General features: G+C 68.3%; 18 protein-coding genes and 1 pseudogene. 11 read left to right on the top strand and 8 right to left on the bottom strand.

What is annotated here, in order from left to right:
• Nucleotides 1-50 precede the first annotated feature (50 nt).
• Entirely contained in the window at nt 51-1982 is a 1932-nt protein-coding gene (locus tag OP497_RS07090) for an alkaline phosphatase D family protein (protein ID WP_280547471.1), read from the bottom strand.
• A gap of 120 nt (nt 1983-2102) precedes the next feature.
• On the opposite strand from OP497_RS07090, the gene OP497_RS07085 reads away from it, so the two are divergent.
• The 6 genes from OP497_RS07085 to OP497_RS07060 all read left to right on the top strand — a co-directional run bounded on the left by OP497_RS07085 (nt 2103) and on the right by OP497_RS07060 (nt 7953).
• Nucleotides 2103-2669: an NnrU family protein gene (locus tag OP497_RS07085; RefSeq protein ID WP_280547470.1), complete on the top strand. Its 567-nt coding sequence runs from the start codon at nt 2103-2105 to the stop codon at nt 2667-2669.
• A gap of 173 nt (nt 2670-2842) precedes the next feature.
• Complete coding sequence (locus OP497_RS07080) at nt 2843-3958, top strand: extracellular solute-binding protein (RefSeq protein WP_280547468.1); 1116 nt, start codon at nt 2843-2845, stop codon at nt 3956-3958.
• 5 nt (nt 3959-3963) lie between these two features.
• Entirely contained in the window at nt 3964-5136 is a 1173-nt protein-coding gene (locus OP497_RS07075) for an ABC transporter ATP-binding protein (protein WP_280547466.1), read from the top strand.
• Nucleotides 5129-6016 (top strand): ABC transporter permease, encoded by an 888-nt coding sequence (locus OP497_RS07070; RefSeq protein WP_280547465.1) that lies wholly within the window; start codon nt 5129-5131, stop codon nt 6014-6016. Before OP497_RS07075 ends, OP497_RS07070 begins: the two co-directional genes overlap by 8 nt.
• A gap of 30 nt (nt 6017-6046) precedes the next feature.
• On the top strand, nt 6047-6850 hold the full coding sequence (locus OP497_RS07065; RefSeq protein WP_280547464.1) for an ABC transporter permease: 804 nt from the start codon (nt 6047-6049) through the stop codon (nt 6848-6850).
• Between the two features lie 158 nt (nt 6851-7008).
• Complete coding sequence (locus tag OP497_RS07060) at nt 7009-7953, top strand: cation diffusion facilitator family transporter (RefSeq protein ID WP_280547463.1); 945 nt, start codon at nt 7009-7011, stop codon at nt 7951-7953.
• 2 nt (nt 7954-7955) lie between these two features.
• On the opposite strand, the gene OP497_RS07055 is transcribed toward OP497_RS07060, so the two are convergent.
• From OP497_RS07055 to OP497_RS07040, 4 genes are all read right to left on the bottom strand, one after another.
• A complete protein-coding gene (locus OP497_RS07055; RefSeq protein ID WP_280547462.1) occupies nt 7956-9590 on the bottom strand; it encodes an FMN-binding glutamate synthase family protein in 1635 nt (544 codons plus the stop codon).
• A gap of 94 nt (nt 9591-9684) precedes the next feature.
• Nucleotides 9685-11037 carry an ATP-binding protein gene (locus OP497_RS07050; protein ID WP_280547460.1) on the bottom strand — a complete coding sequence of 451 codons (1353 nt, stop codon included), beginning with the start codon at nt 11035-11037 and terminating at the stop codon, nt 9685-9687.
• On the bottom strand, nt 11034-11705 hold the full coding sequence (locus tag OP497_RS07045) for a response regulator transcription factor (protein ID WP_280547458.1): 672 nt from the start codon (nt 11703-11705) through the stop codon (nt 11034-11036). Before OP497_RS07045 ends, OP497_RS07050 begins: the two co-directional genes overlap by 4 nt.
• Nucleotides 11702-12058 carry a PepSY domain-containing protein gene (locus OP497_RS07040; RefSeq protein ID WP_280547456.1) on the bottom strand — a complete coding sequence of 119 codons (357 nt, stop codon included), beginning with the start codon at nt 12056-12058 and terminating at the stop codon, nt 11702-11704. Before OP497_RS07040 ends, OP497_RS07045 begins: the two co-directional genes overlap by 4 nt.
• Before the next feature lie 111 nt (nt 12059-12169).
• Between OP497_RS07040 and OP497_RS07035 the strand changes: the two genes are divergently transcribed.
• On the top strand, nt 12170-12640 hold the full coding sequence (locus OP497_RS07035) for a PepSY domain-containing protein (RefSeq protein WP_280547455.1): 471 nt from the start codon (nt 12170-12172) through the stop codon (nt 12638-12640).
• Between the two features lie 63 nt (nt 12641-12703).
• On the opposite strand, the gene OP497_RS07030 is transcribed toward OP497_RS07035, so the two are convergent.
• The 3 genes and pseudogenes from OP497_RS07030 to OP497_RS07020 form a co-directional block, all read right to left on the bottom strand.
• Entirely contained in the window at nt 12704-13225 is a 522-nt protein-coding gene (locus tag OP497_RS07030; RefSeq protein WP_280547454.1) for a cytochrome b, read from the bottom strand.
• A gap of 128 nt (nt 13226-13353) precedes the next feature.
• On the bottom strand, nt 13354-14136 hold the full coding sequence (locus tag OP497_RS07025; protein ID WP_280547452.1) for a sulfite exporter TauE/SafE family protein: 783 nt from the start codon (nt 14134-14136) through the stop codon (nt 13354-13356).
• 48 nt (nt 14137-14184) lie between these two features.
• Nucleotides 14185-14520, bottom strand: a pseudogene (locus OP497_RS07020) (LysR substrate-binding domain-containing protein); the annotation flags it as partial.
• Nucleotides 14521-14712: 192 nt separating this feature from the next.
• Between OP497_RS07020 and OP497_RS07015 the strand changes: the two are divergent.
• The 4 genes from OP497_RS07015 (at nt 14713) to OP497_RS07000 (ending at nt 20354) form a co-directional block, all read left to right on the top strand.
• Nucleotides 14713-16224, top strand: coding sequence for a CoA-acylating methylmalonate-semialdehyde dehydrogenase (locus OP497_RS07015; protein WP_280547450.1), 1512 nt, complete (start codon nt 14713-14715; stop codon nt 16222-16224).
• A gap of 104 nt (nt 16225-16328) precedes the next feature.
• Entirely contained in the window at nt 16329-17990 is a 1662-nt protein-coding gene (locus OP497_RS07010; RefSeq protein ID WP_280547449.1) for a GMC family oxidoreductase N-terminal domain-containing protein, read from the top strand.
• A 200-nt stretch (nt 17991-18190) separates the two neighbouring features.
• Entirely contained in the window at nt 18191-18397 is a 207-nt protein-coding gene (locus OP497_RS07005) for a cold-shock protein (protein WP_040185674.1), read from the top strand.
• Nucleotides 18398-18584: 187 nt separating this feature from the next.
• Complete coding sequence (locus OP497_RS07000; RefSeq protein ID WP_280547448.1) at nt 18585-20354, top strand: SLC13 family permease; 1770 nt, start codon at nt 18585-18587, stop codon at nt 20352-20354.
• The last annotated feature ends 28 nt before the right edge of the window (nt 20355-20382 follow it).

The raw sequence follows: 20382 nt of genomic DNA, 5'->3' as shown, positions 1-20382 counted from the left end.
TTTTATTCTTTAAAAGCATTTGTTGTGATATGGATATCAGCGCTGGCGGCTTATTCTGGGGGCGGGAAGGTGACGTCGAAGCCGCGGGCATCGAGTTGGCGGATGTCGCTCGGGCGGCCCAGCTCGTCGAGCTCCACCAGGCCGATGCCGCTGCCGTTCCAGAGCCGCTCGCCGGCCTTGGCGCAGTCCGGGTCGCGCGGGGTGATCTGCATGCGCCGGCGCTTGGTGAACCAGTTGAGCGGCGAGCGCGGGGCGTAGAGCCAGCGGTTCAGGCGGTCGAACCAGTTGAGCAGGGTGTCGGGGAAGGCGTTCTTGATGCCGCTGGACGTGATCTGCCAGATCCTCGGCCCCTCGCGGCGCTGGCGGATGCGGATGTCGTAGGCGAAGGAGTAGTGCACGTCGCCGGAGAGGATCACGTAGTGCCCCGGGGTGCGGGAGTGGCGGAAGATATTGAGCATCACGCTCGCCGTGCCGCGATGGGCCATCCAGTTCTCGGCATCGACCAGCAGCGGCTTGCCGGCCAGGGTGAAGAGCCGCTGGATGGCCTCGATCAGCTTGACGCCGAACATCGGGGCCGGCGAGACGATCACCACCGACGTGGCCCCGAGGAGCTGCTGCTGCAGTTCCGAGAGCGCCTCCCAGTCCATCAGGCCCGAGGGGCGAGCCGGGTGGCGCTCGCTGCGCCAGCGTCGGGTGCGGGTGTCCAGCACCACCAGCTTGGGCTCGCCCTCGACTTCCACCTCCCAGCCCTGGAAGCGCAGCAGGCGCTCGATGACGGCGTCCTGCTCTCCGGCAGCCAGCCAGCCCTCCCGGCTGGCCGCCGAGGCCAGCAGGTCGGCCGCCTTGCCCAGCGGCTCGGCCAGGCGGTCCGGGTCGTTGCCCCAGCCTTGGCAGAGCAGGTAGGCGAGCAGGGCATTGCCGATGATGCGTCGTGAGAAGGGATGTCCGTAGGCGGTGCGCTCCCAGTCCGCGGTGAGATTCCAGTCGTCGGTGATGTCGTGGTCGTCGAAGATCATCAGTGAGGGCAGGTGGGCCATCACCCGGGCGGCGGCGGGCAGCCCCTCGGCGAAGCGCGCGATGACCGCTCGCTCCTCGCCGAAGCGAGCCGCGTCCTTCTCGTCCAGCGTTGGCTCACTCATCTCGACCAGCCGCCAGGGCGCCGGCGACCAGGCCAGCAGGTACATGGCGATGAGCTCGGCGAAGCTCATCAGGTGGTTGTGGGCGTTGGCCGAGGTGAAGACCGGCTTGCGCACCCCGCCGAAAAAGCCCTCGCGCAGGTCCTCGCTGCTCTTGGCATCCGGCAGCAGCGCTTCGCGCCGGTAGTAGGTGGCACGGTCGGCGTAGAGGGCCTGGCTGTCGGCCACGGTGGCGCCTTCCAGGGTCTCGTCGAACAGGCCCAGCCGGCGGATCAGCGCGTGGATGGCGACCAGCAGTGGACCGGCGACGTCGTCGGCATAGATCTGGTCGCCGGTCATCAGCAGCCAGGCGGGCCAGTCCGCGGGGGCCTCGCGACGCTCGGCCAGCCAGGCATCGGCACGCACCAGACCGTCGGGGCCGTCATAGTGGGGCCGGCGGCAGGAGCCATGCAGCAGGCGGCGGTGGCTGTCGGCCAGCACGAAGCCAGGATGCGTGGCGCCCTCGTGCAGCAGGTGTGGCGCCCAGTCGGCGATGCCGCGCTCGCCCCCGCCGTCGCTCTCGTTCGAGGCGATCGTCAGGTCGTAGTCGATGCGAACGCCGCGGGGCAGGGGCGTGTCGAGGGGCACGTCGATCAGGTGCAGCCAGGCATGCCGGCCCAGCGGCAGCCGCTGCAGGCGCCGCGCGTTGAGCGTCAGGCGGCGCGGTGGGTGTCCGGCGGGGTGCAGCATCAGGCCGAGCTCGAGGGGCCGCGAACCCACCAGCCAGATCACCAGGCGCTCCGCGCTCAGGCGTCGCAGGATGGGTCCGGCGATGACCTCGGGCAGGGGGGCGGTGTCTCGGGACATGGCAATCCTTTGCGTCGCGGGTGCCGTGGCGGTCGACGGCACTGGTCGTGAACAGGTCAACAGACTAGGCTGGCGGCGGTTTCGTTCCACTTTGCCCTTTCCCTGATGGAGACTTCCACCATGATTTTGATGCTGCTCGGCCTGTTGATCTTTCTCGGCGTGCACTCGGTGCGCATCCTGGCCGACGACTGGCGAACCGCCCAGATCCAGCGAATCGGCGAGATGCCCTGGAAGGCGGCCTATTCGGTGGTCTCGATCCTCGGCCTGGCCCTGGCGATCTGGGGTTATGGCCAGATGCGCCTCGACCCGGTATCGGTCTGGCAGCCCCTGAGTGGCCTGCGCCATCTCGTCGCGCTGCTGATGATTCCCGCCTTCATCCTGCTGGTGGCGGCCTATGTGCCTGGCAACCACCTCAAGGCCAAGCTGGGCCATCCGATGATCCTGGCGGTGAAGCTCTGGGCCTTCGCCCACCTGCTGGCCAACGGCCGGCTGGGCGACATCGTCTTTTTCGGGGCCTTCCTGCTGTGGGCCGTGTTCGACTTCCGCGCCGCCCGTCGTCGCCCGCGGCCGGAGATCGCCGCCCCGGGCATGGCCGGCACCGTCGCGACCGTGGTGATCGGCCTGGTGGCCTACGTCCTCTTCGCCTTCTACCTGCATCCCGTGCTCATCGGCGTGCCGGTGATGTGACCCCGACCCGGCGAGCCGGGCTCCCTGACGCGGCGGCTGGGCCTTTCTCTATAGGGTGCTACATAGGGTGCTACGCTGATTGAGTCGACGCTGAACCGTCATCGGAGGGTCATGGCGTCGTCACTTCGCCGCGCGATAATGGGGTGCGCCCTACCCACCATGGAGAGCTCGTCATGTCGATCACACGTCGCCGTTTCCTCAAAGGCAGCCTGGCCGCCGGGGCCGCTGCCAGCGTGCCGTCCTTCTACGTCAACACGGTGCTGGCCCAGGAGCAGACCCTGCGCATCTATGCCTGGGCAGGCTACTTCAATGACCGGATGCTGGCGGACTTCACCGAGAAGACCGGCATCAAGGCCACCTTCACGCCCTACGGCACCAACGACGAGCTGATGAACTCGCTGCGGGCCAGCGACGGCAGCGGCTTCGACGTGATCATGCCCACCGTGGACCGGGTGCCGGGCTATCTCGACTACAACCTGGTGCAGCCGCTGGACGTGTCGCGCATCAACTGGAGCGGTGCCCTGGACAGCGCCATCGAGGGTTCCGAGACCGGTGGGGTGGTGGACGGCAAGCGCTACTTCGCGCCCAGCGACTGGGGCACCGAGGCGATCACCTGGCACCGCCGCTTCGCCGACGTCGACCGCGCCAACCTGAGCTATGCCGACCTGTGGAATCCCGAGCATGGCCAGGGCGTCACGGTGCGCGGCCACTCGGCGCTGGTCGGCATCGGCCTGTGGCTGGAGCGCGAAGGGCGGCTGCCGCACCCGCTGCTCGACTCCTACAGGAGCGAGGAGGCGATGCGCGCCAATTTCGAGGTCATCCTCGAGGAGGCGGTCAAGCACAAGTCGATGCTGGTGCAGTTCTGGAACACCGAGAACGAGGCCCAGGCCGCCTTCCGCACCAACGGCGCGATCATCGGCCAAACCTGGGATTCCACCGCCTTCCGCCTGCAGCAGGAGGGCGAGGACATCGCCTACGGCGCGCCGAAGGAAGGCGCCCTGGCCTGGATGGAGGGCTTCGTGATTCCCAAGAACGCCCGGAATCCCGACGCCGTCTACGAGCTGATCAACTGGTACTACACCCCCGAGGCCGGCGCGATGTTCGTCGAGGCCACCGGCTACAACTCTACCGCCAAGGGCGCCACGGAGCTGCTGCCCGAGGCGACACGTAACTTCTTCACCGAATCCTACACCGAGCAGGATCTGGCCAACCTCTGGTGGTGGCCGATCCAGGAACCCTGGTACGTGGCGCTGCGCAACGAATACCAGGACCGCTACCTCTCCGCCTGACGGAGATGCCCGACCGCGAGGTGACCATGGAGGACGGCAGCGTCCGCCTGGAGGAGGTGGTGATGCGCTTCGGCGACTTCACCGCCATCGACACGACGACGCTCGAGATCGGCTCGGGGGAGTTCTTCAGCTTCCTCGGCCCCTCGGGCTGCGGCAAGACCACCCTGCTCAACATGATCAGCGGTTTCCTGACCCCCAGTGAGGGCCAGGTGCTGATCGGCGGCGAACCCATGGGCGGGGTGCCGGTGAACCGCCGCCCCACGGCGATGATCTTCCAGAACCTGGCGCTCTTCCCGCTGATGACGGTGTTCGAGAACATCGAGTTCGGCCTGGAGGTGCGTGGGGTCGACCGCAAGGCGCGCCGCGAGGCCTCCGAACGCCTGCTGGCGCTGGTGGCCCTGGAGGGCAGCGGGCCCAAGCAGATCAGCGAGCTCTCCGGTGGCCAGAAGCAGCGGGTGGCCATCGCCCGGGCGCTGGCCGTGGAGCCGCGGGTGTTGCTGCTCGACGAGCCGCTCTCGGCGCTGGACCTCAAGCTGCGCCAGCACATGCGCGCCGAGCTCAAGGCGATCCAGCGCAAGACCGGCATCACCTTCATCTACATCACCCACGACCAGGGCGAGGCGCTGACCATGTCCGACCGGGTGGCGGTGATGTCGGCGGGGCGTATCCAGCAGGTGGCCGACCCGGTGACCCTCTACCGTTCACCAGCCACCGGCTTCGTGGCGGCCTTCGTCGGCGAGAACAACCGGCTGGAGACGACGCTGATCGAGCGCCAGGGCGAGCGGGTGGGCCTGGATGGCGGAGCGCTGGGCGAGCTGGCCGGCCGCGTCGCGGCCTTGTCCCGACTGGAGCGCGGCGATAATGCGGCGCTCTACATCCGCCCCGAGCACCTGCGCCCGGTCGAGGAAGGGAGCGCCGGTCCGACCCTCGCGGCCACCCTGGAGGCGGTGCACTTCGAGGGCGCCTGGGTGGTGCTGGAGGCGCGCCTGGACGCCTCCGGCGACCTGCTCAGGGTGCAGCTGGGCCACGAGATCTCCCGGCAGTACACGGATGCCCTGGTCGCCGGGCGTCGCATGAGGTTCGGCTATGATCCCGACGATGCGGTGGTGCTGCCCGAGGATGGCAGCCCCCGGGTCGACGAGGCGACCGGCGAAGTGGTGGAGGCCGGCCATGTTTAGGCAGCTTGCCGCGCGTTTCGGCGGCCCCCTGGCCATGGCGATCCTCGGGCTGCTGGGTATCTGGCTGATCGTGATGGTCACCCTGCCGCAGCTGCAGATGATCGACTACTCGCTGCGTCCCAACCTGCTGCCGGCCCAGCGCGGCGGGCCACAGGACGGCTGGACGCTGACCAACTACGCCACCCTGTTCGCTAACGACATCCACCGGTCGATCTTCTTCAAGACGCTGTGGTCCAGCGTGCTGGTGACCCTGCTGACGCTTGGCGTGAGCTATCCGCTGGCCTGGTACCTGGCCAAGGTGGCCACCCCGCGGCAGGCGGCGCTGTGCCTCCTGCTGCTGATCATTCCCTTCTGGATCAACGAGATCCTGCGTACCTACTCGTGGTTCATCATTCTCGCCTTCCGCGGGCCGCTCAACGAGGTGCTGATGATGCTGGGGCTGATCGACCGGCCGATCCGCTTCCTCAACGGCGACGCCGGGGTGATGGTGGGCATGGTCTATGCCTATATCCTGTTCATGGTGTTCCCGGTCTACAACGCCATCGAGAGCCTCGACGACAACCAGGTGCGGGCCGCCCGGGACCTGGGGGCGGGGACGGTGCGCACCCATCGGCGCATCGTCATCCCCCATGCCAAGCCGGGGATCGCCACCGGCTGCATCATGACCTTCATGCTGGCGGCGGGCAGTTATGCAGTGCCGGCGCTGCTCGGCTCGCCGGGCAGCCGCTGGTTCACCCAGATCATCTACAACTGGTTCTTCGAGGGCGGCAACTGGAACCAGGGGGCGGCCTACGCCTTCCTGCTGCTGGTGCTGTGCATCGGCTTCATGTCGCTGGTCATGAAGGTGTTCAAGGTGGGTCTGGGAGACATCGCGCAATGAGGCACCAGGCGAAATGACGGGGGGCCGGGCGTGAGCTCACAGCGACTGATGGCCCTGGGCCTGCGCGTCTACGTGGTGGTGTTCTTCGCCTACCTCTTCCTGCCGCTGCTGGTGATGGCGGCGGCCACCTTCAACGACAGCCGCTTCCCTACCGTGACCCCCTGGGACGGTACTACCCTGAAGTGGTTCGGCGAGCTCGCCGCCGACGGCGGCATGTGGCAGGCGCTGGGCAACAGCGCCATCGTTGCCGTCGGGGTGCTCTGCCTGGCGGTGCCCATCGGCATCGCCACCGCGCTGTTCCTCAACACGGTGCAGAGCCGCGCCAAGCCCTTCCTCTATGCGCTGATCCTCTCGCCGCTGCTGACGCCCGGGGTGATCATCGGCATTTCGACGCTGATCTTCTGGCGCCAGCTCGGGGTCGGCGGGGGCATCTTCCTCACCGTGCTCGGCCAGGCCACCTTCATCGCCGCCTACGTGATGCTGATGGTCACCGCGCGGCTGCAGCGCTTCGACCGCACCATGGAGCGCGCCGCCCTGGATCTGGGCGCCAGCCAGTGGCAGATGTTCCGGCGCATCCTGCTGCCCTACCTCAAGCCGGCGATCCTCTCGGCGGCGGTGATCGCCTTCCTGCAGTCCTTCGAGAACTACAATACCTCGCTGTTCGTGGTGGGCTACGACACCACCCTGACGGTCTACATCGCCTCCAAGGTGCGCACCGGCCTCACGCCAGCGGTCAATGCCCTGGGGCTGATCCTGATACTCGTCACCGTGCTGCTGGCCGTGGCCTACGAGGTCAAGCGGCGCCGCGAGGCCGTGCGGGTGGTGAGCGGATAATAGGGGCGCCGGGGGCAGACCGAAGGGGAGGTCCTACGCCAGGGATGGCGTCGGTAGCGCCCATGGAGGGGTTTACAGCGCCTCCCCGCAGGTCTGCCGCCGGATCAGCCCCGGGCCAAGTCCAATGCTATGCTGGTGCCCACCGCAAGGGAGGGCTCATGGCTCACGATCACGACCATTCGCATCACCACACTCATCACGCCGGGCAGGACAGCCAGCGCCGGCTCTTCTGGGCGATCCTGCTCACCGGCGGCTTCATGGTCGCCGAGGTGGCGGGCGGCATCCTCTCCGGCTCGCTGGCGCTGCTGGCCGATGCCGGCCACATGCTCACCGACACCGCGGCCCTGGCGCTGGCCTGGTTCGCCGCCCGCATCAGCCGCCGCCCGGCCGACGACAAGCGCAGCTTCGGCTACCACCGGGTGCAGATCCTGGCCGCCTTCGTCAACGGCCTGACGCTGATCGCCATCGTGGTGTGGATCCTCATCGAGGCGATCCGCCGCCTGCTCTCGCCGATGGCGGTGATGGGCACCACCATGCTGGTGATCGCCGCCCTGGGGCTGCTGGTCAACGTGGTGGTGTTCGCCATCCTGCACTTCGGCGACCGTGACAACCTCAACATCCGCGGGGCCGCGCTGCATGTGCTGGGCGATCTCTTGGGCTCGGTGGCGGCCATCGTCGCGGCCCTGGTGATACTCGCCACCGGCTGGATGCCCATCGACCCGCTTCTCTCGGTGCTGGTGGCGCTGCTGATCCTGCGCAGCGCCTGGAAGCTGACCCGGGAATCCGGCCATATCCTGCTGGAAGGCGCCCCGGATGGCCTGGACACGGCGAGGCTGCGCCGCGAGATTCCCGAGCGGCTCGAGGCGGTCTGCAACGTGCATCATGTGCACGTCTGGTCGCTGACGCCGGGACGCCACCTGGTCTCGCTGCATGCGGCCATCGACGAGGGCGAGGATCGCCAGGCCACCCTGGTGGCGATCCGCTCGCTGCTGATGGAACGCTACGGCCTGCACCACGCCACCATCCAGCTGGAGAGCCGTCACGAATGCGCCGACGCGCCCGTCAGCGACGAGACGCACGACGAGGCGCCGGACCGGTCCTGACGCTAGACCAGCTTGCTGTGACGCCGCCTGGCCACCACCTCGGGAGGATCGAAATGGTCGGGGTCGGCGAGGTCCCAGTAATCGCGGAACACGGCATGTCGGGAGGCGCCGCCCTGCAGCAGCTCGTCCGGGGAGAGGATGTCGTAGAGTTCGTCGAAGCTCTTCACCTCGTGGGCGGAGAGCCGGTGACTCACGTGCTCGGGACCGAGCTCCCGCGGGTGGGAGAGGCCCGCGGCGGCCAGCATCTCGGCCAGCGCCGCGAGGGTGTTGGCGTGGAAGCGCTCCACCCGGCGTGACTTGTGGTCGACATCCAGGCGGCTGCCGCGCAACGGGTTCTGGGTCGCCACGCCACTCGGGCAGCGGTCGGTGTGGCAGGTCTGGGCCTGGATGCAGCCCAGGGCGAACATGTAGCCCCGGGCGGCATTGCACCAGTCGGCGCCCAGGGCTAGGGCCCGGGCGAGATCGAAGGCGCTGATCACCTTGCCGGCGGCCCCGACGGAGACCCGCTCACGCAGCCCGGCGCCTACCAGGGTGTTGTGCACCAGCAGCAGGGCCTCGGTGAGGGGCATGCCCAGGCGATTGATGAGCTCCAGCGGGGCGGCACCGGTGCCCCCCTCGCCGCCGTCGACCACCACGAAGTCCGGATGCTCGTCCTCCTCCAGCATCGCCTTGACCAGGGCGAACCACTCCCAGGGATGCCCGATGGCCAGCTTGATGCCCACCGGCTTGTCGTCGGCGAGCTCGCGCAGCCGGCGGATGAAGTGGATCAGTTCGCGGGGCGTGGAGAAGGCCGAGTGGGCGGAGGGGGAGACCACGTCCTGGCCCATGGGCACGCCGCGGGTCGAGGCGATCTCGGCCGTGACCTTGGCCGCGGGCAGGATGCCGCCGTGGCCCGGCTTGGCGCCCTGGCTGATCTTGATCTCGATCATCTTCACCGCGTCCTGGGTGGCCTGCTCGCGGAAGCGCTCGGGGTCGAACCGGCCCTGGGCGTCACGACAGCCGAAGTAGCCGGAGCCGATCTCCCAGACCAGGTCGCCGCCATGGTGGTGGTAGGGGGAGATCGCGCCCTCGCCGGTGTCGTGGTAGAAGCCGCCGAGCCTCGCCCCCTGGTTCAGGGCGCTGATGGCATGGGCGGAGAGCGCCCCGAAGCTCATCGCCGAGATGTTGAACACGCTGGCCCGGTAGGGCCGGCCACGTCCGGCCCCGATGGTGGTGCGGAAGTCCGGGTCGTCGATGCGGGCCGGCGACATCGAGGGGCTCATCCACTCGTAGCCGGGGGCGCGCATGTCGTGGAGCGAGCCGAAGGGGCGCTTGTCGCTGATGTCCTTGGCGCGCTGGTAGACCAGCCGGCGCTGCTCCCGCGAGAAGGGGATCGCCTCGTTGTCGGACTGGATGATGTACTGGCGCAGCTCCGGGCCGAACGACTCCAGGTTGTAGCGCAGGTGGGCGAGGATCGGGTAGTTGCGGCTCACCGTGCGATTGCGCTGGAGGATGTCATGGGTGCCCAGGGCGACGAGCAGGCCGAAGCCGAGCACGCCCCACCACCAGCCGGGGGCCTCCAGGACGCCGATGAGGCTGACGGCGAGGCCCAGCAGACTGATCACGTAGGCGCCGTAGCGCAGTGGAAGCGGGGGCATGAGGCACTCCTGATGGAAGGGACGGCCCTGCCATTGCACGGTCGCGCGGGGTGGCTGTCAATGCGCCCGGCGGGTCCGGGCCGCGCGCGTCGCCTCAGCCGGCGGGCTGGAAGGGGCGGTCGGGCAGCCAGACCCGTACCGCCATCCCGCCGAGGCGCGAGCGGTCGAGCGCCAGGCGGCCGCCGTTGAGCTTCACCAGGTCGGCCACGATGGCGAGGCCCAGGCCGTTGCCCGGGTGCTGCTCGTCGAGCCGGGCGCCGCGGCCCAGGGCGGCCTGGCGCTGGGCCTCGTCCATGCCCGGCCCGTCGTCCTCGACCGCCATCCAGCTTCCCCCGTCATCGCTGCCGCCGTCCATCTCGACCCGGCTCTCGGCCCAGCGCAGGGCGTTGTCGAGCAGGTTGCCGACCAGCTCCTGCAGGTCCTGGGCCTCCATGCGCACGCGCATCCCGGATGGCAGGTCGTGGTGGAGGGCGATGCCGCGCCGCTCGGCCAGGCGGCCGAGCCCCGCGAGGATGGGCATGAGCACCTCGCCGGCGTCGACGCGCGGCGCCAGGCCGGTGTCTCCGGCCGCCGAGGCGCGGGCCAGGTGGTGGCGCACCGCCGCATCGATGCGCATCAGCTCGTCGCGCAGGCGGCTGCGTCGCGGCTCCTCGACGCCGTCGGCCAGGGTGGTCAGCACGCTCACCGGGGTCTTCAGCGCATGTGCCAGGTTGCCGGCGGCATGGCGCGCATGGGCCATCAGTCGCCGGTCGCGGTCCAGTACCCCGTTCATGGCCCGGGCCAGGCGCGCGAGCTCCGGTGACAGGCGGGTATCGAGGCGCTCGGCGTCGCCGTTCTCCACGCGCTGCAGGTCGGCCTGTATTCGGCGCAGCGGGGCCAGGCCCCAGCGCACCTGAAGGGCCAGGGTGGCCAGCAGCAGCAGCCCCAGGCCGACCAGGAAGAGGGTGACCCGCCCGCCAAAGCGGGCGAGCTCCGCGTCCAGCGTCTCCCGAGAGACGGCCACGCTGACGTGCAGGGGGTCGTCGACGGCCGCCAGGCGGATATCGCGCTCGATGACGCGCAGCGGCGTCCCGCGGGGCCCCGTCAGGTCGCGCAGCACCACCTCGCGGTGCTGGCGCGTGGGCAGTCGCTGGTCCCACAGCGAGCGGGAGGTCAGCAGCTGCTCGGCGCCGTCGCTGATCTGCCAGTACCAGCCGGAGAAGACCTGCTCGAAGCGCGGGTCGCCCAGCGAGCGCTCATGGACCAGCCGCTGCTGCGTCGGGTCCCAGTCGAGGCCGGCGATGACCACGTTGAGCAGGGCCGCCAGGCGCTCGTCGAAGGCGGCCGTGGTGGTGGTGCGGAAGTGCTGGGTCAGGCCCACGCCGGCCAGCGGCAGCGCGATCGCGAGGGTCAGCAGGGAGGCCAGCAGCAGGCGACTGGCCAGCGACAGCCGCCGCACTCGACTCATGGCGTCTCGTCGCCTCCGGCCAGGCGATAGCCCTGGCCACGGTGGGTCTGGATGCGGGCCGCGCCCAGCTTGCGGCGCAGCCGGCTGATCTGGACGTCGATGACGTTCGAGTCCGGCTCGTGGTCGCGGTCATAGACGTGCTCGGCGAGCTCGCTGCGGCTCACCACGCGGGGCGCGGCGTGGGCCAGGTAGGCCAGCAGGCGCGACTCCTGGGCGGTCAGGCTCACCGGGCGACCGGCCAGGGTGACGCTGCCGGCGTGGGTGTCGAAGGCGAGCTCGCCGATCCTGAGCACCGGATGGGCATGGCCGTGGCTGCGCCGCACCAGGGCGCGCAGCCGGAACAGTACCTCGGCGGTCTCGAAGGGCTTGGTGACATAGTCGTCGGCCCCGGCCGAGAAGCCGGCGGCCTTGTCGGCCCAGCGGGTGCGGGCGGTGAGCACCAGCACCGGCGTGTCGATGGCGTCCTCGCGCCACTCGGCGAGCCAGCGGCTGCCATCGCCGTCGGGCAGGCCCAGGTCGAGGATCACCGCGTCGTAAGCCTCGGTGCGCACCAGGAAGTCCGCTTCGCCGCCGGTGTCGGCGGTCTCCAGCAGCACGCCGGCGTCGCCCAGGGCTTCGCTCAGCGCCTCGGCCAGCGGCCGGTCATCCTCCACCAGTAGCACCTTCATTTCCCGCGCCTCATGCCGTTGATGTTCACGCCCTCCATGCCGATCAGCTCGCCACTGGCGGCATCGAACGCGAAGTCCACCACCTGGCCCTGGGGGCCGAGCATCTCGATCTCGTAGACGGACTGGCCGTCATCTCGCTCGAGTTCTACCTCCAATACCTGACCGATATAGCGCGCCTCCAGCCAGTCGAGGATCTCGGGCAGTGGCACGAGCTTTCCGTCGCGCACCCTTTCGGGGAGGTCGCGCCAGTAGTCGTCTGCCGGCGCGGGGGAAGCGGCCAGCAGGACGAGGAGGGCGGCCAGCACCGGCAGGCGCAGGCGGGAAGCGGGGGAGGGCAGGCGTCTCGTCATCATGGTCACAGCGTGCCAGGCCGAACATGAATGCAGCATGAATGGCCGTGTCACCCTGTGGCAAGGTCGGTGGCGGTACAACGGACGGGCAACCCGTAGAAGAAGGAGTGACCCATGAAACACAAGATGATCCTGGCCGGTTCCCTGGCCGCCCTGATGAGCGTTGCCACCCTGGCCCAGGCCGAAGACAGCCGCCTGGCGGCGGAGCGCCTCGACGACATCCTGGCCAAGGCCAGCGCCTTCGGTTTCACCCATTTCGGGGAGATCGAGGCCAAGCGCGATGACCGTTTCGCGGTGGAGGGCTGGCTCGACGACGAGTGGCGCGCCGAGGTGCGGTTCTCGCTGGAAAGCGGCGAGAGCCTCAAGGAGGAGCGCCAGCGCCGCGAGGGTGGCGCCTGGGGCATGAGCGAGGCCGAGGTTCGCGAGGCGATGGCCTTGGCTGTGGCCGAGGGGCTGGCCGAGTTCGAGGAGATCCAGGTCGACCGCGATGGCCGCATCGAGATCGAGGGCCGCGACGCCGATGGTCGCGCGTTCGAGGTCAAGAGCCGCGGCGGCGAGCTGCTCGAGGTGGAACACGACGACTGAGCCGGTGCCGGGGCCTCGCCCCGGCGCGATAGTTTCGCGCCGGGCCCTTCCGTGCCGGGCGGTTCAGGTCATGCGCTGCAGGCTGCGTTCCCCGAGCCACCACTGGTGGGCCAGCACGGCGAGCACATGGCCGGCGATGACGAACCACAGCAGGTTGGCGAGCAGCTCGTGGGTCTCCTCGAAGGCCTCCTCGAGCCACTCGATCTCGGCACCCGCCGCGATCAGTGGCGCACCGAAGACGGTAACGCCTTCGCCGCTGCCCCAGGCCGCGAGCAGGCCGCTGAGCGGGATCACCAGCAGCAGGGCATAGAGGACCAGATGGCCGAGCCGCGCGGCCAGGCGCCAGTGGGCGGGCGGGGCCGGGCGGCCGCGGTTGACGGCGCGCCAGGCCAGGCGGAAGACGAGCAGGGCCAGCAGCGCCATCCCGATGCTCTGGTGCAGGCCCATCACGGCGGACTCGCCGAGGCCCGCGAAACCCTCCATCCACCAGTCGCTGCCCAGCATCAGCAGCACCAGCAGAGCCATGGACCAGTGGAGGACGCGGGAGACAGCGCCATAGCGGTGTTCGGTATCGAGCCAGTTCATCAGGATCACTCCTCATTGGTGGGTACCTGATCCGTCTTACACCCCCTCGCCTTGCAGCAGCCTTAACGCCCCGTTCATCCGGCATTCATCTGGCGCAGCCGTCCTCCGAGAGGCTTGCGCCTTGGGACTCACCCTGCCGAGCCGACGAGCCCCACCACGCTGACCAGGATGAGCACCCCACCGAGCACCCGGAAGTAGAGGTTGGTGCGGCTGGCGAGCAGGTGCCGGTGGGCGCGTTCGCCCAGCAGGTGGCCGACCAGGGCGCAGGGCAGCAGCCACAGCTGGTGGATGAGCTGCAGGTCGACGCCGGCGATCACGAAGAAGACCATCTTGATTAGCACCAGGATGAACCACAGCACGAAGAGGGTATCACGCAGCTGGTGGGCAGCGACGTGGGTGGCGAAGACTGCGACGATCAATGGGGCGCCGATCAGCGAGGTGCCGCTGACGTAGCCGCCCAGCACCAGCAGTACGCCGTCCAGAACGCGATTATGGCTGCGAAAGGGCCTGTTGAGCACATAGCCGACCGCATAGACCATCACGATCACGAAGATGATGCGGGTCAGCACGTTGCCTGGCAGGGTCAGCAGGCCGACCACCCCGATCAGCTTGGGGATGATCATCACCTTCATCGCCCTGAGCAGGTAGCCCCAGTCGATGTTGCTCTCGCTCGGCGCCTGGCCGCCGCTGTCGGCCACCAGCTGCCGGTGGCCGCGCCAGGCGATCCAGCTGGCGAAGATCAGCAGATGGATGGCGATGATCGGCAGAAAGACCAGCGGCTCGTCGCGCACCAGCAGCAGGAAGGGCAGCGACAGCACGGCACCGCCGAAGCCCAGGCTGGTGCGCACGAAGCCGCTCCAGACGAAGATCAGCCCGATCAGCACGAGTTGAGAGGTCTCGAGATCGGCCATCAGGGCGCTCCTTTCCCGTATGGAAGTGTCATGATTGATGTGGACGTGTCATGGCGCCAACGCGCCCCAGACGCCGGCCAGCACCTCCAGCGCTTCGACGATCACCGCCTCCTCGCCGCGATCGCGGCGCCAGACGAAACTCAGCGCGCAGGGCAGGCGCACGCCTTCGGCGACCACCAGGCCGCGCTCCTGGCGCTCGGCCATGGCCAGGGCGTCGCGGGCCAGGCTGAGGCCCACGCCGGCCCGCACCAGGTCGAGCATGCAGGCCTCCTGGTCCACCTGGGCCACGCCGTTGGGCACGATGCCCAGCGGGTCGAGCACGCCGTGCAAGAGGCGGTGATGGGCGAAGTTTCCGGGCGTGGTGATCCACGGCAGGGTGGCGAGCCGGCGCCAGGAAGAAGCCGACATCCAGCTCGCCGCGACGCACCCACTCCAGCACGGTGTCGCCTCCTCGGCGTGGAGTGATATCAGCCAAACTTATACGCTGGTTTTGAATTACTCAATTGATCCTGGTAACGATAGGGCTAGTCTAGGGGCGTCCATCCCCGATGCCGACAACGACGCGACGAGGCCGCCATGAGCACAGCCAGCATCCAGCATTATATCAACGGGCAAATGTCAGCCGGTGAATCCGGCCAGCACCAGGCCGTGACCAACCCGGCCACTGGCCGGGTGACCGGCCAGGTGGCCCTGGCCTCCCAGGCCGATGTGGCCACGGCGGTGGCCGCCGCCCAGGCCGCCTTCCCGGCCTGGGCCGATACCCCGCCGATTCGGCGTGCCCGGGTGATGTTCAAGTTCCTGCAGCTGCTTAATGAGCACAAGGATGAGCTGGCGCGGGCCATCACCCTGGAGCATGGCAAGGTGTTCACCGATGCCCAGGGCGAGGTAGCGCGCGGCATCGACATCGTCGAGTTCGCCTGCGGCATCCCGCAGCTGCTCAAGGGCGACTATACCGAGCAGGTCGGCACCGGTATCGACAACTGGACGATGCGTCAGCCGCTGGGCGTGGTCGCTGGTATCACCCCGTTCAACTTCCCGGTCATGGTGCCGATGTGGATGTTCCCCCTCGCCATCGCCGCCGGCAACACCTTCATCCTCAAGCCAAGTCCCCTGGATCCCAGCGCCTCGCTGCTGATGGCCGACCTGCTCAAGCAGGCGGGGCTGCCGGATGGCGTCTTCAACGTGGTGCAGGGTGACAAGGACTCGGTGGAGGCGCTGCTCGACCATTCCGACGTCAGGGCGCTGTCGTTCGTCGGCTCCACGCCGATCGCCAACCTGATCTACGAGCGGGGTGCCCGCCATGGCAAGCGCGTCCAGGCCCTGGGCGGGGCCAAGAACCACATGGTGGTGATGCCCGATGCCGACCTCGACAAGGCCGTGGATGCGCTGACCGGCGCGGCATACGGCTCCGCCGGCGAGCGCTGCATGGCGATCAGCGTGGCGGTGCTGGTGGGTGACGTGGCCGACGAGCTGGTGCCGCGCCTGGCCGAGCGTGCCCGCGCGCTCAAGGTCAAGAATGGCCTGGAGCTGGATGCCGAGATGGGGCCCATCGTCACCGCCCAGGCACACCAGCGCATCACCGGCTATATCGAGAAGGGCGTGAGCGAGGGCGCCGAACTCATCGTCGATGGCCGTGACTTCGATGCCGCCGGGACCGGCGACGACTGCGCCGAGGGCTTCTGGATGGGCGGCTCGCTGTTCGACCACGTCACCCCGGAGATGACCATCTACAAGGAGGAGATCTTCGGCCCGGTGCTGGCCTGCGTGCGGGTGCCCGACATCGCCACCGCCATCCAGCTGATCAACGACCACGAGTTCGGCAACGGCGTGAGCTGCTTCACCGAGAGCGGCAGCGTGGCCCGCGAGTTCGGGCGTCGCATCCAGGTCGGCATGGTGGGCATCAACGTGCCGATCCCGGTGCCCATGGCCTGGCACGGCTTCGGTGGCTGGAAGCGCTCGCTGTTCGGCGACACCCACGCCTACGGCGAGGAGGGCGTGCGCTTCTACACCAAGCAGAAGTCGATCATGCAGCGCTGGTCCGACTCCATACATGGCGGCTCCGAGTTCGCCATGCCGACCCACAAGTAATGCCGCCGATCACTGAATGAGCGAGAGGCGCCGGGGACGACGTGAAGAGGAAGTAATGTCGTCACCGGAACAGCCTCGAGTGACGTCATCACCGAGAGCGTGCCATGGTTGACCAGGAATTCGACTATATCGTGGTGGGTGCCGGCACCGCCGGCTGCCTGCTGGCCAACCGCCTGAGTGCCGACCCGGCCAACCGGGTGCTGCTGATCGAGGCGGGCGGGCGCGACAACTACCACTGGATCCACATCCCGGTGGGCTACCTCTACTGCATCGACAACCCGCGCACCGACTGGTGCTTCCGCACCGAGCCGGACCCCGGGCTCAACGGCCGCTCGCTGATCTATCCCCGGGGCAAGACCCTGGGCGGCTGCTCCAGCATCAACGGCATGCTCTATATCCGCGGCCAGTCGCGCGACTATGACGGCTGGGCCGAGGCAACCGGTGACGACGCCTGGCGCTGGGAGAACTGCCTGCCCGACTTCATGAAGCACGAGGACCACCACCGCCTGGATGCCGGCGGCGATGCCGACGCGGCCCACCACGACTACCATGGCCACGGGGGCGAGTGGCGGGTGGAGAAGCAGCGCCTCAAGTGGCAGGTGCTCGACGACTTCGCCACCGCCGCCGTGGAGGCCGGCATCCCGCGGACCCGCGACTTCAACCGCGGCGACAACGAGGGGGTCGACTACTTCGAGGTCAACCAGCGCGCGGGCTGGCGCTGGAACACCTCCAAGGCCTTCCTCCGCGGGGCCGAGAAGCGCGACAACCTCACCCTGTGGCACTCCACCCAGGTGCTGGGGCTCGAACTGGAACGAGGAGGCGAGACCGGCCGGGGCGACACGCCACGCTGCACCGGCGTGCGCGTCGAGCGCGGCGGGAAAGCGATCACGGTGCAGGCCGGCCGCGAGGTGATCCTCTCCGCCGGCGCCATCGGCTCGCCCCAGCTGCTGCAGCTCTCCGGCATCGGCCCGGCCGAGCTGTTGCGCGAGCACGACATCCCGGTGATCCATGACCTGCCGGGGGTCGGCGAGAACCTGCAGGATCACCTGCAGATCCGCTCGGTGTATCGGGTGACGGGCGCCAAGACCCTCAATACCATGGCCAACTCGCTGGTCGGCAAGGCGGGCATCGGGCTCGAGTACCTGCTCAAGCGCTCCGGCCCCATGAGCATGGCGCCCTCGCAGCTGTGTGCCTTCACGCGCAGTGCCGACGAGTACGCGCATCCCAACCTCGAGTACCACGTCCAGCCGCTGAGCCTGGAGGCCTTCGGCCAGCCGCTGCACGACTTCCCGGCGATCACCGCGAGCGTGTGCAACCTCAACCCGACCAGCCGCGGCACGGTGCGCATCAAGAGCGCCGACCCGCGCCAGGCCCCGGCCATCGCCCCCCACTACCTGAGCACCCCGGAGGATCGCAAGGTGGCGGCGGACTCGCTGCGGGTCACGCGGCGCATCGCCGAGCAGCCGGCCTTCGCGAGGTATTCGCCCGAGGAGGTCAAGCCGGGCCTTGAGTACCAGAGCGACGAGGACCTGGCCCGCCTGGCGGGGGATATCGGCACCACCATCTTCCACCCGGTGGGCACCACCAGGATGGGGCGCGACGACGACCCCATGGCGGTGGTGGATTCTCGCCTGCGGGTACGCGGGGTCGCGGGGCTGCGCGTGGTGGATGCGGGCGTCATGCCGACCATCACCAGCGGCAACACCAACTCGCCGACGCTGATGATCGCCGAGAAGGCCGCCGGCTGGATCCTCCATGCCCGGTAACCGCGCTGTCATCCAGTGTAAATAGTGTTTGACCTGCGCCCGGCAACGGCGCAATATGCCTGCAGTTGGTTAGCAAGTGGAACATCGCAAGTGGTCATCGAAAGCTCATAGCGTCGATTTCCCGGTGAAAGTTTCTTGTTTTACCCACTGCAACTCGGGTATTTCCCGGCACAATCTAACGCTATTCGAGGAATTCGATAATGGCTACCGGTACTGTCAAGTGGTTCAACGACACTAAAGGCTTCGGCTTCATTTCTCCGGACGACAACGGTGACGACCTGTTCGCTCATTTCTCCGAGATCAAGGCTGAAGGCTTCAAGTCCCTGCAAGACGGTCAGAAGGTCTCCTTCGACGTCACCCAGGGCAAGAAAGGCCTCCAGGCTTCCAACATCCAGGTCATCGGCTGAACGTCGACCGACCCTGATGTGACTGCCTCACGGCAGGTGAAAAAGGCCCGCGAAAGCGGGCCTTTTTCGTTGTGTTGCCTTTGGCTCTTATATTCAAATAATGAATAGATAGATTTCTAAAAATAACTTTTTAGAATATTCGGTGGCGGTCACAATGGGCCTTTCCCTTTCGTCACCGGATCTGCCCATGCCGCTGGATGCCTGGCTCTCTCTCACCGTCGTCATCGCCGTCTTCCCGCTGATGGCCTTCTCGCGCGTGGGCCCCGACATCGTGCTGCTCGGTGCGGTGATCCTGCTGCTGACCCTGGGGGTGATCGACCCCGGCCAGGCCCTGGCGGGCTTCTCCAGCACGGGCCTGTTCACCGTGGCCTTCATGTATGTGCTGGTCACCAGCATCCGCGAGACCGGCGGCATCGACCTGATCATCCGCCATGTGCTGGGGCGTCCCCGCAGCGAGCGGCAGGCGCTAGTGCGCCTGCTGCTGCCGGTGGCCTCGCTGAGCGGCGTTCTCAACAATACCCCCGTGGTGGCGACCTTCATCCCGGCCGTGCTCAGCTGGAGCCGGCGCGTGTCCGTACCGGCACATCGCCTGCTGATGCCACTCAGTTTCGCCTCGATTCTCGGCGGCACCATCACCCTGTTCGGCACCAGTACCAACCTGGTCGTGCATGGTCTGCTGATCGATCGTGACCCGTCTCTGGCCATGGGGCTGTTCGATATCGCCTGGGTGGGCGTGCCGGTGGCGGTGGTGGGCCTGGCCTATCTGATCCTGCTGGGGCCGCGGCTGCTGCCGGCGCGGCGAGGGGTGGAGGCGGTCTTCGAGAATCCCCGCGAGTTCACCATCGAGATGGAGGTGGACGCCGGCGGTCCGCTGGTCGATCGTACGGTGGAGGAGGCCGGGCTGCGCCATCTGCAGGAGCTGTTCCTGGTGGAGATCGAGCGCGAGGGCAACATCGTCAGCGTGGTGGGGCCGGGCGAGCGACTCAAGGGCGGCGACCGGCTGGTGTTCGCCGGCACCAGCGAGGGGGCCGTCGAGCTGCAGCAGATCCGTGGCCTGGTGCCGACGCGGCAGGGCGAATCGAGCCTCGAGAAGGACTTCAAGGAGCGCCGCCTGGTGGAGGCGGTGGTTTCCGACCAGTGCCAGTTCATCGGCCGGCGCATTCGCGACGGGCACTTCCGGACCCTCTATGGTGCCGCAGTGCTGGCGGTGTGCCGCGGTGGCGAGCGGGTCGCCGGCAACCTCGGCCAGATCCGCCTGCAGCCCGCCGACGTGTTGCTGCTGGAGGCGCGCCCGCCCTTCATCGAGCGGCATCGCCAGTCTCGCGACTTCCTGCTGATCAGCAAGGTCAACGGCTCGGCCCGACCGGTTCATGAGAAGGCCTGGCTGGCCTGGGCCATCCTGGCCGGCGTGGTGGCGCTGGCCACCCTGGGGGTGATGAGCATGATGAACGCCGCCATGCTGGGTGCGGCCCTGGCGCTGGCCACCGGCTGCTGCACGGTGGAGGCGGCCAAGCGGGGGCTGGACACCCAGGTGCTGCTGACCATCGCCGCCTCCTTCGGGCTCGGGGCCGCCCTGGAGAGTTCGGGCGCCGCGGCCGCCCTTGCCGACGTTGCCCTGGGGCTGGCCGACGGCAACCCCTGGCTGCTGCTGGGTACGGTCTATGTGCTGGTGACCCTGCTGACGTCCCTGGTCACCAACAATGCCGCCGCGGTGATCACCTTTCCGGTGGTGATGGCCAGCGCCGAGAATCTCGGTGTGAGCCCGATGCCTTATGTGGTCGTGGTGATGTTCGCCGCCTCAGCCAGCTTCCTGACGCCCATCGGTTACCAGACCAACCTGATGGTCTTCGGCCCCGGTGGCTATCGCTTCAGTGACTTCCTGCGCCTCGGCGGGCTACTGAACCTGCTGACCGCTGCGGTGGCCTTGGCGCTGATCCCGCTGATCTGGCCCTTCTGAGCGCGCTCGCCGCCGAGCGGCGTTTGCG

The sequence above is a fragment of the Halomonas sp. 11-S5 genome (assembly GCF_029889825.1).
Classification (GTDB): Bacteria; Pseudomonadota; Gammaproteobacteria; order Pseudomonadales; family Halomonadaceae; genus Halomonas.
Note: the sequence above shows the minus strand (reverse complement) of the source record. Positions and strands in the feature narration are given on the sequence as shown.

Bases quoted from the DNA above. Each gene is read 5' to 3' on its own strand.
- OP497_RS07005 (WP_040185674.1), top strand. From the start codon at position 18,191: ATGGCTACCGGTACTGTCAAGTGGTTCAACGACACTAAAGGCTTCGGC.
- OP497_RS07055 (WP_280547462.1), bottom strand. From the start codon at position 9,590: ATGCCCCCGCTTCCACTGCGCTACGGCGCCTACGTGATCAGTCTGCTG.
- OP497_RS07030 (WP_280547454.1), bottom strand. From the start codon at position 13,225: ATGAACTGGCTCGATACCGAACACCGCTATGGCGCTGTCTCCCGCGTC.
- OP497_RS07050 (WP_280547460.1), bottom strand. From the start codon at position 11,037: ATGAGTCGAGTGCGGCGGCTGTCGCTGGCCAGTCGCCTGCTGCTGGCC.
- OP497_RS07085 (WP_280547470.1), top strand. From the start codon at position 2,103: ATGATTTTGATGCTGCTCGGCCTGTTGATCTTTCTCGGCGTGCACTCG.
- OP497_RS07075 (WP_280547466.1), top strand. From the start codon at position 3,964: ATGCCCGACCGCGAGGTGACCATGGAGGACGGCAGCGTCCGCCTGGAG.
- OP497_RS07025 (WP_280547452.1), bottom strand. From the start codon at position 14,136: ATGGCCGATCTCGAGACCTCTCAACTCGTGCTGATCGGGCTGATCTTC.
- OP497_RS07090 (WP_280547471.1), bottom strand. From the start codon at position 1,982: ATGTCCCGAGACACCGCCCCCCTGCCCGAGGTCATCGCCGGACCCATC.
- OP497_RS07080 (WP_280547468.1), top strand. From the start codon at position 2,843: ATGTCGATCACACGTCGCCGTTTCCTCAAAGGCAGCCTGGCCGCCGGG.
- OP497_RS07035 (WP_280547455.1), top strand. From the start codon at position 12,170: ATGAAACACAAGATGATCCTGGCCGGTTCCCTGGCCGCCCTGATGAGC.
- OP497_RS07010 (WP_280547449.1), top strand. From the start codon at position 16,329: ATGGTTGACCAGGAATTCGACTATATCGTGGTGGGTGCCGGCACCGCC.
- OP497_RS07070 (WP_280547465.1), top strand. From the start codon at position 5,129: ATGTTTAGGCAGCTTGCCGCGCGTTTCGGCGGCCCCCTGGCCATGGCG.
- OP497_RS07060 (WP_280547463.1), top strand. From the start codon at position 7,009: ATGGCTCACGATCACGACCATTCGCATCACCACACTCATCACGCCGGG.
- OP497_RS07040 (WP_280547456.1), bottom strand. From the start codon at position 12,058: ATGATGACGAGACGCCTGCCCTCCCCCGCTTCCCGCCTGCGCCTGCCG.
- OP497_RS07000 (WP_280547448.1), top strand. From the start codon at position 18,585: ATGCCGCTGGATGCCTGGCTCTCTCTCACCGTCGTCATCGCCGTCTTC.
- OP497_RS07045 (WP_280547458.1), bottom strand. From the start codon at position 11,705: ATGAAGGTGCTACTGGTGGAGGATGACCGGCCGCTGGCCGAGGCGCTG.
- OP497_RS07015 (WP_280547450.1), top strand. From the start codon at position 14,713: ATGAGCACAGCCAGCATCCAGCATTATATCAACGGGCAAATGTCAGCC.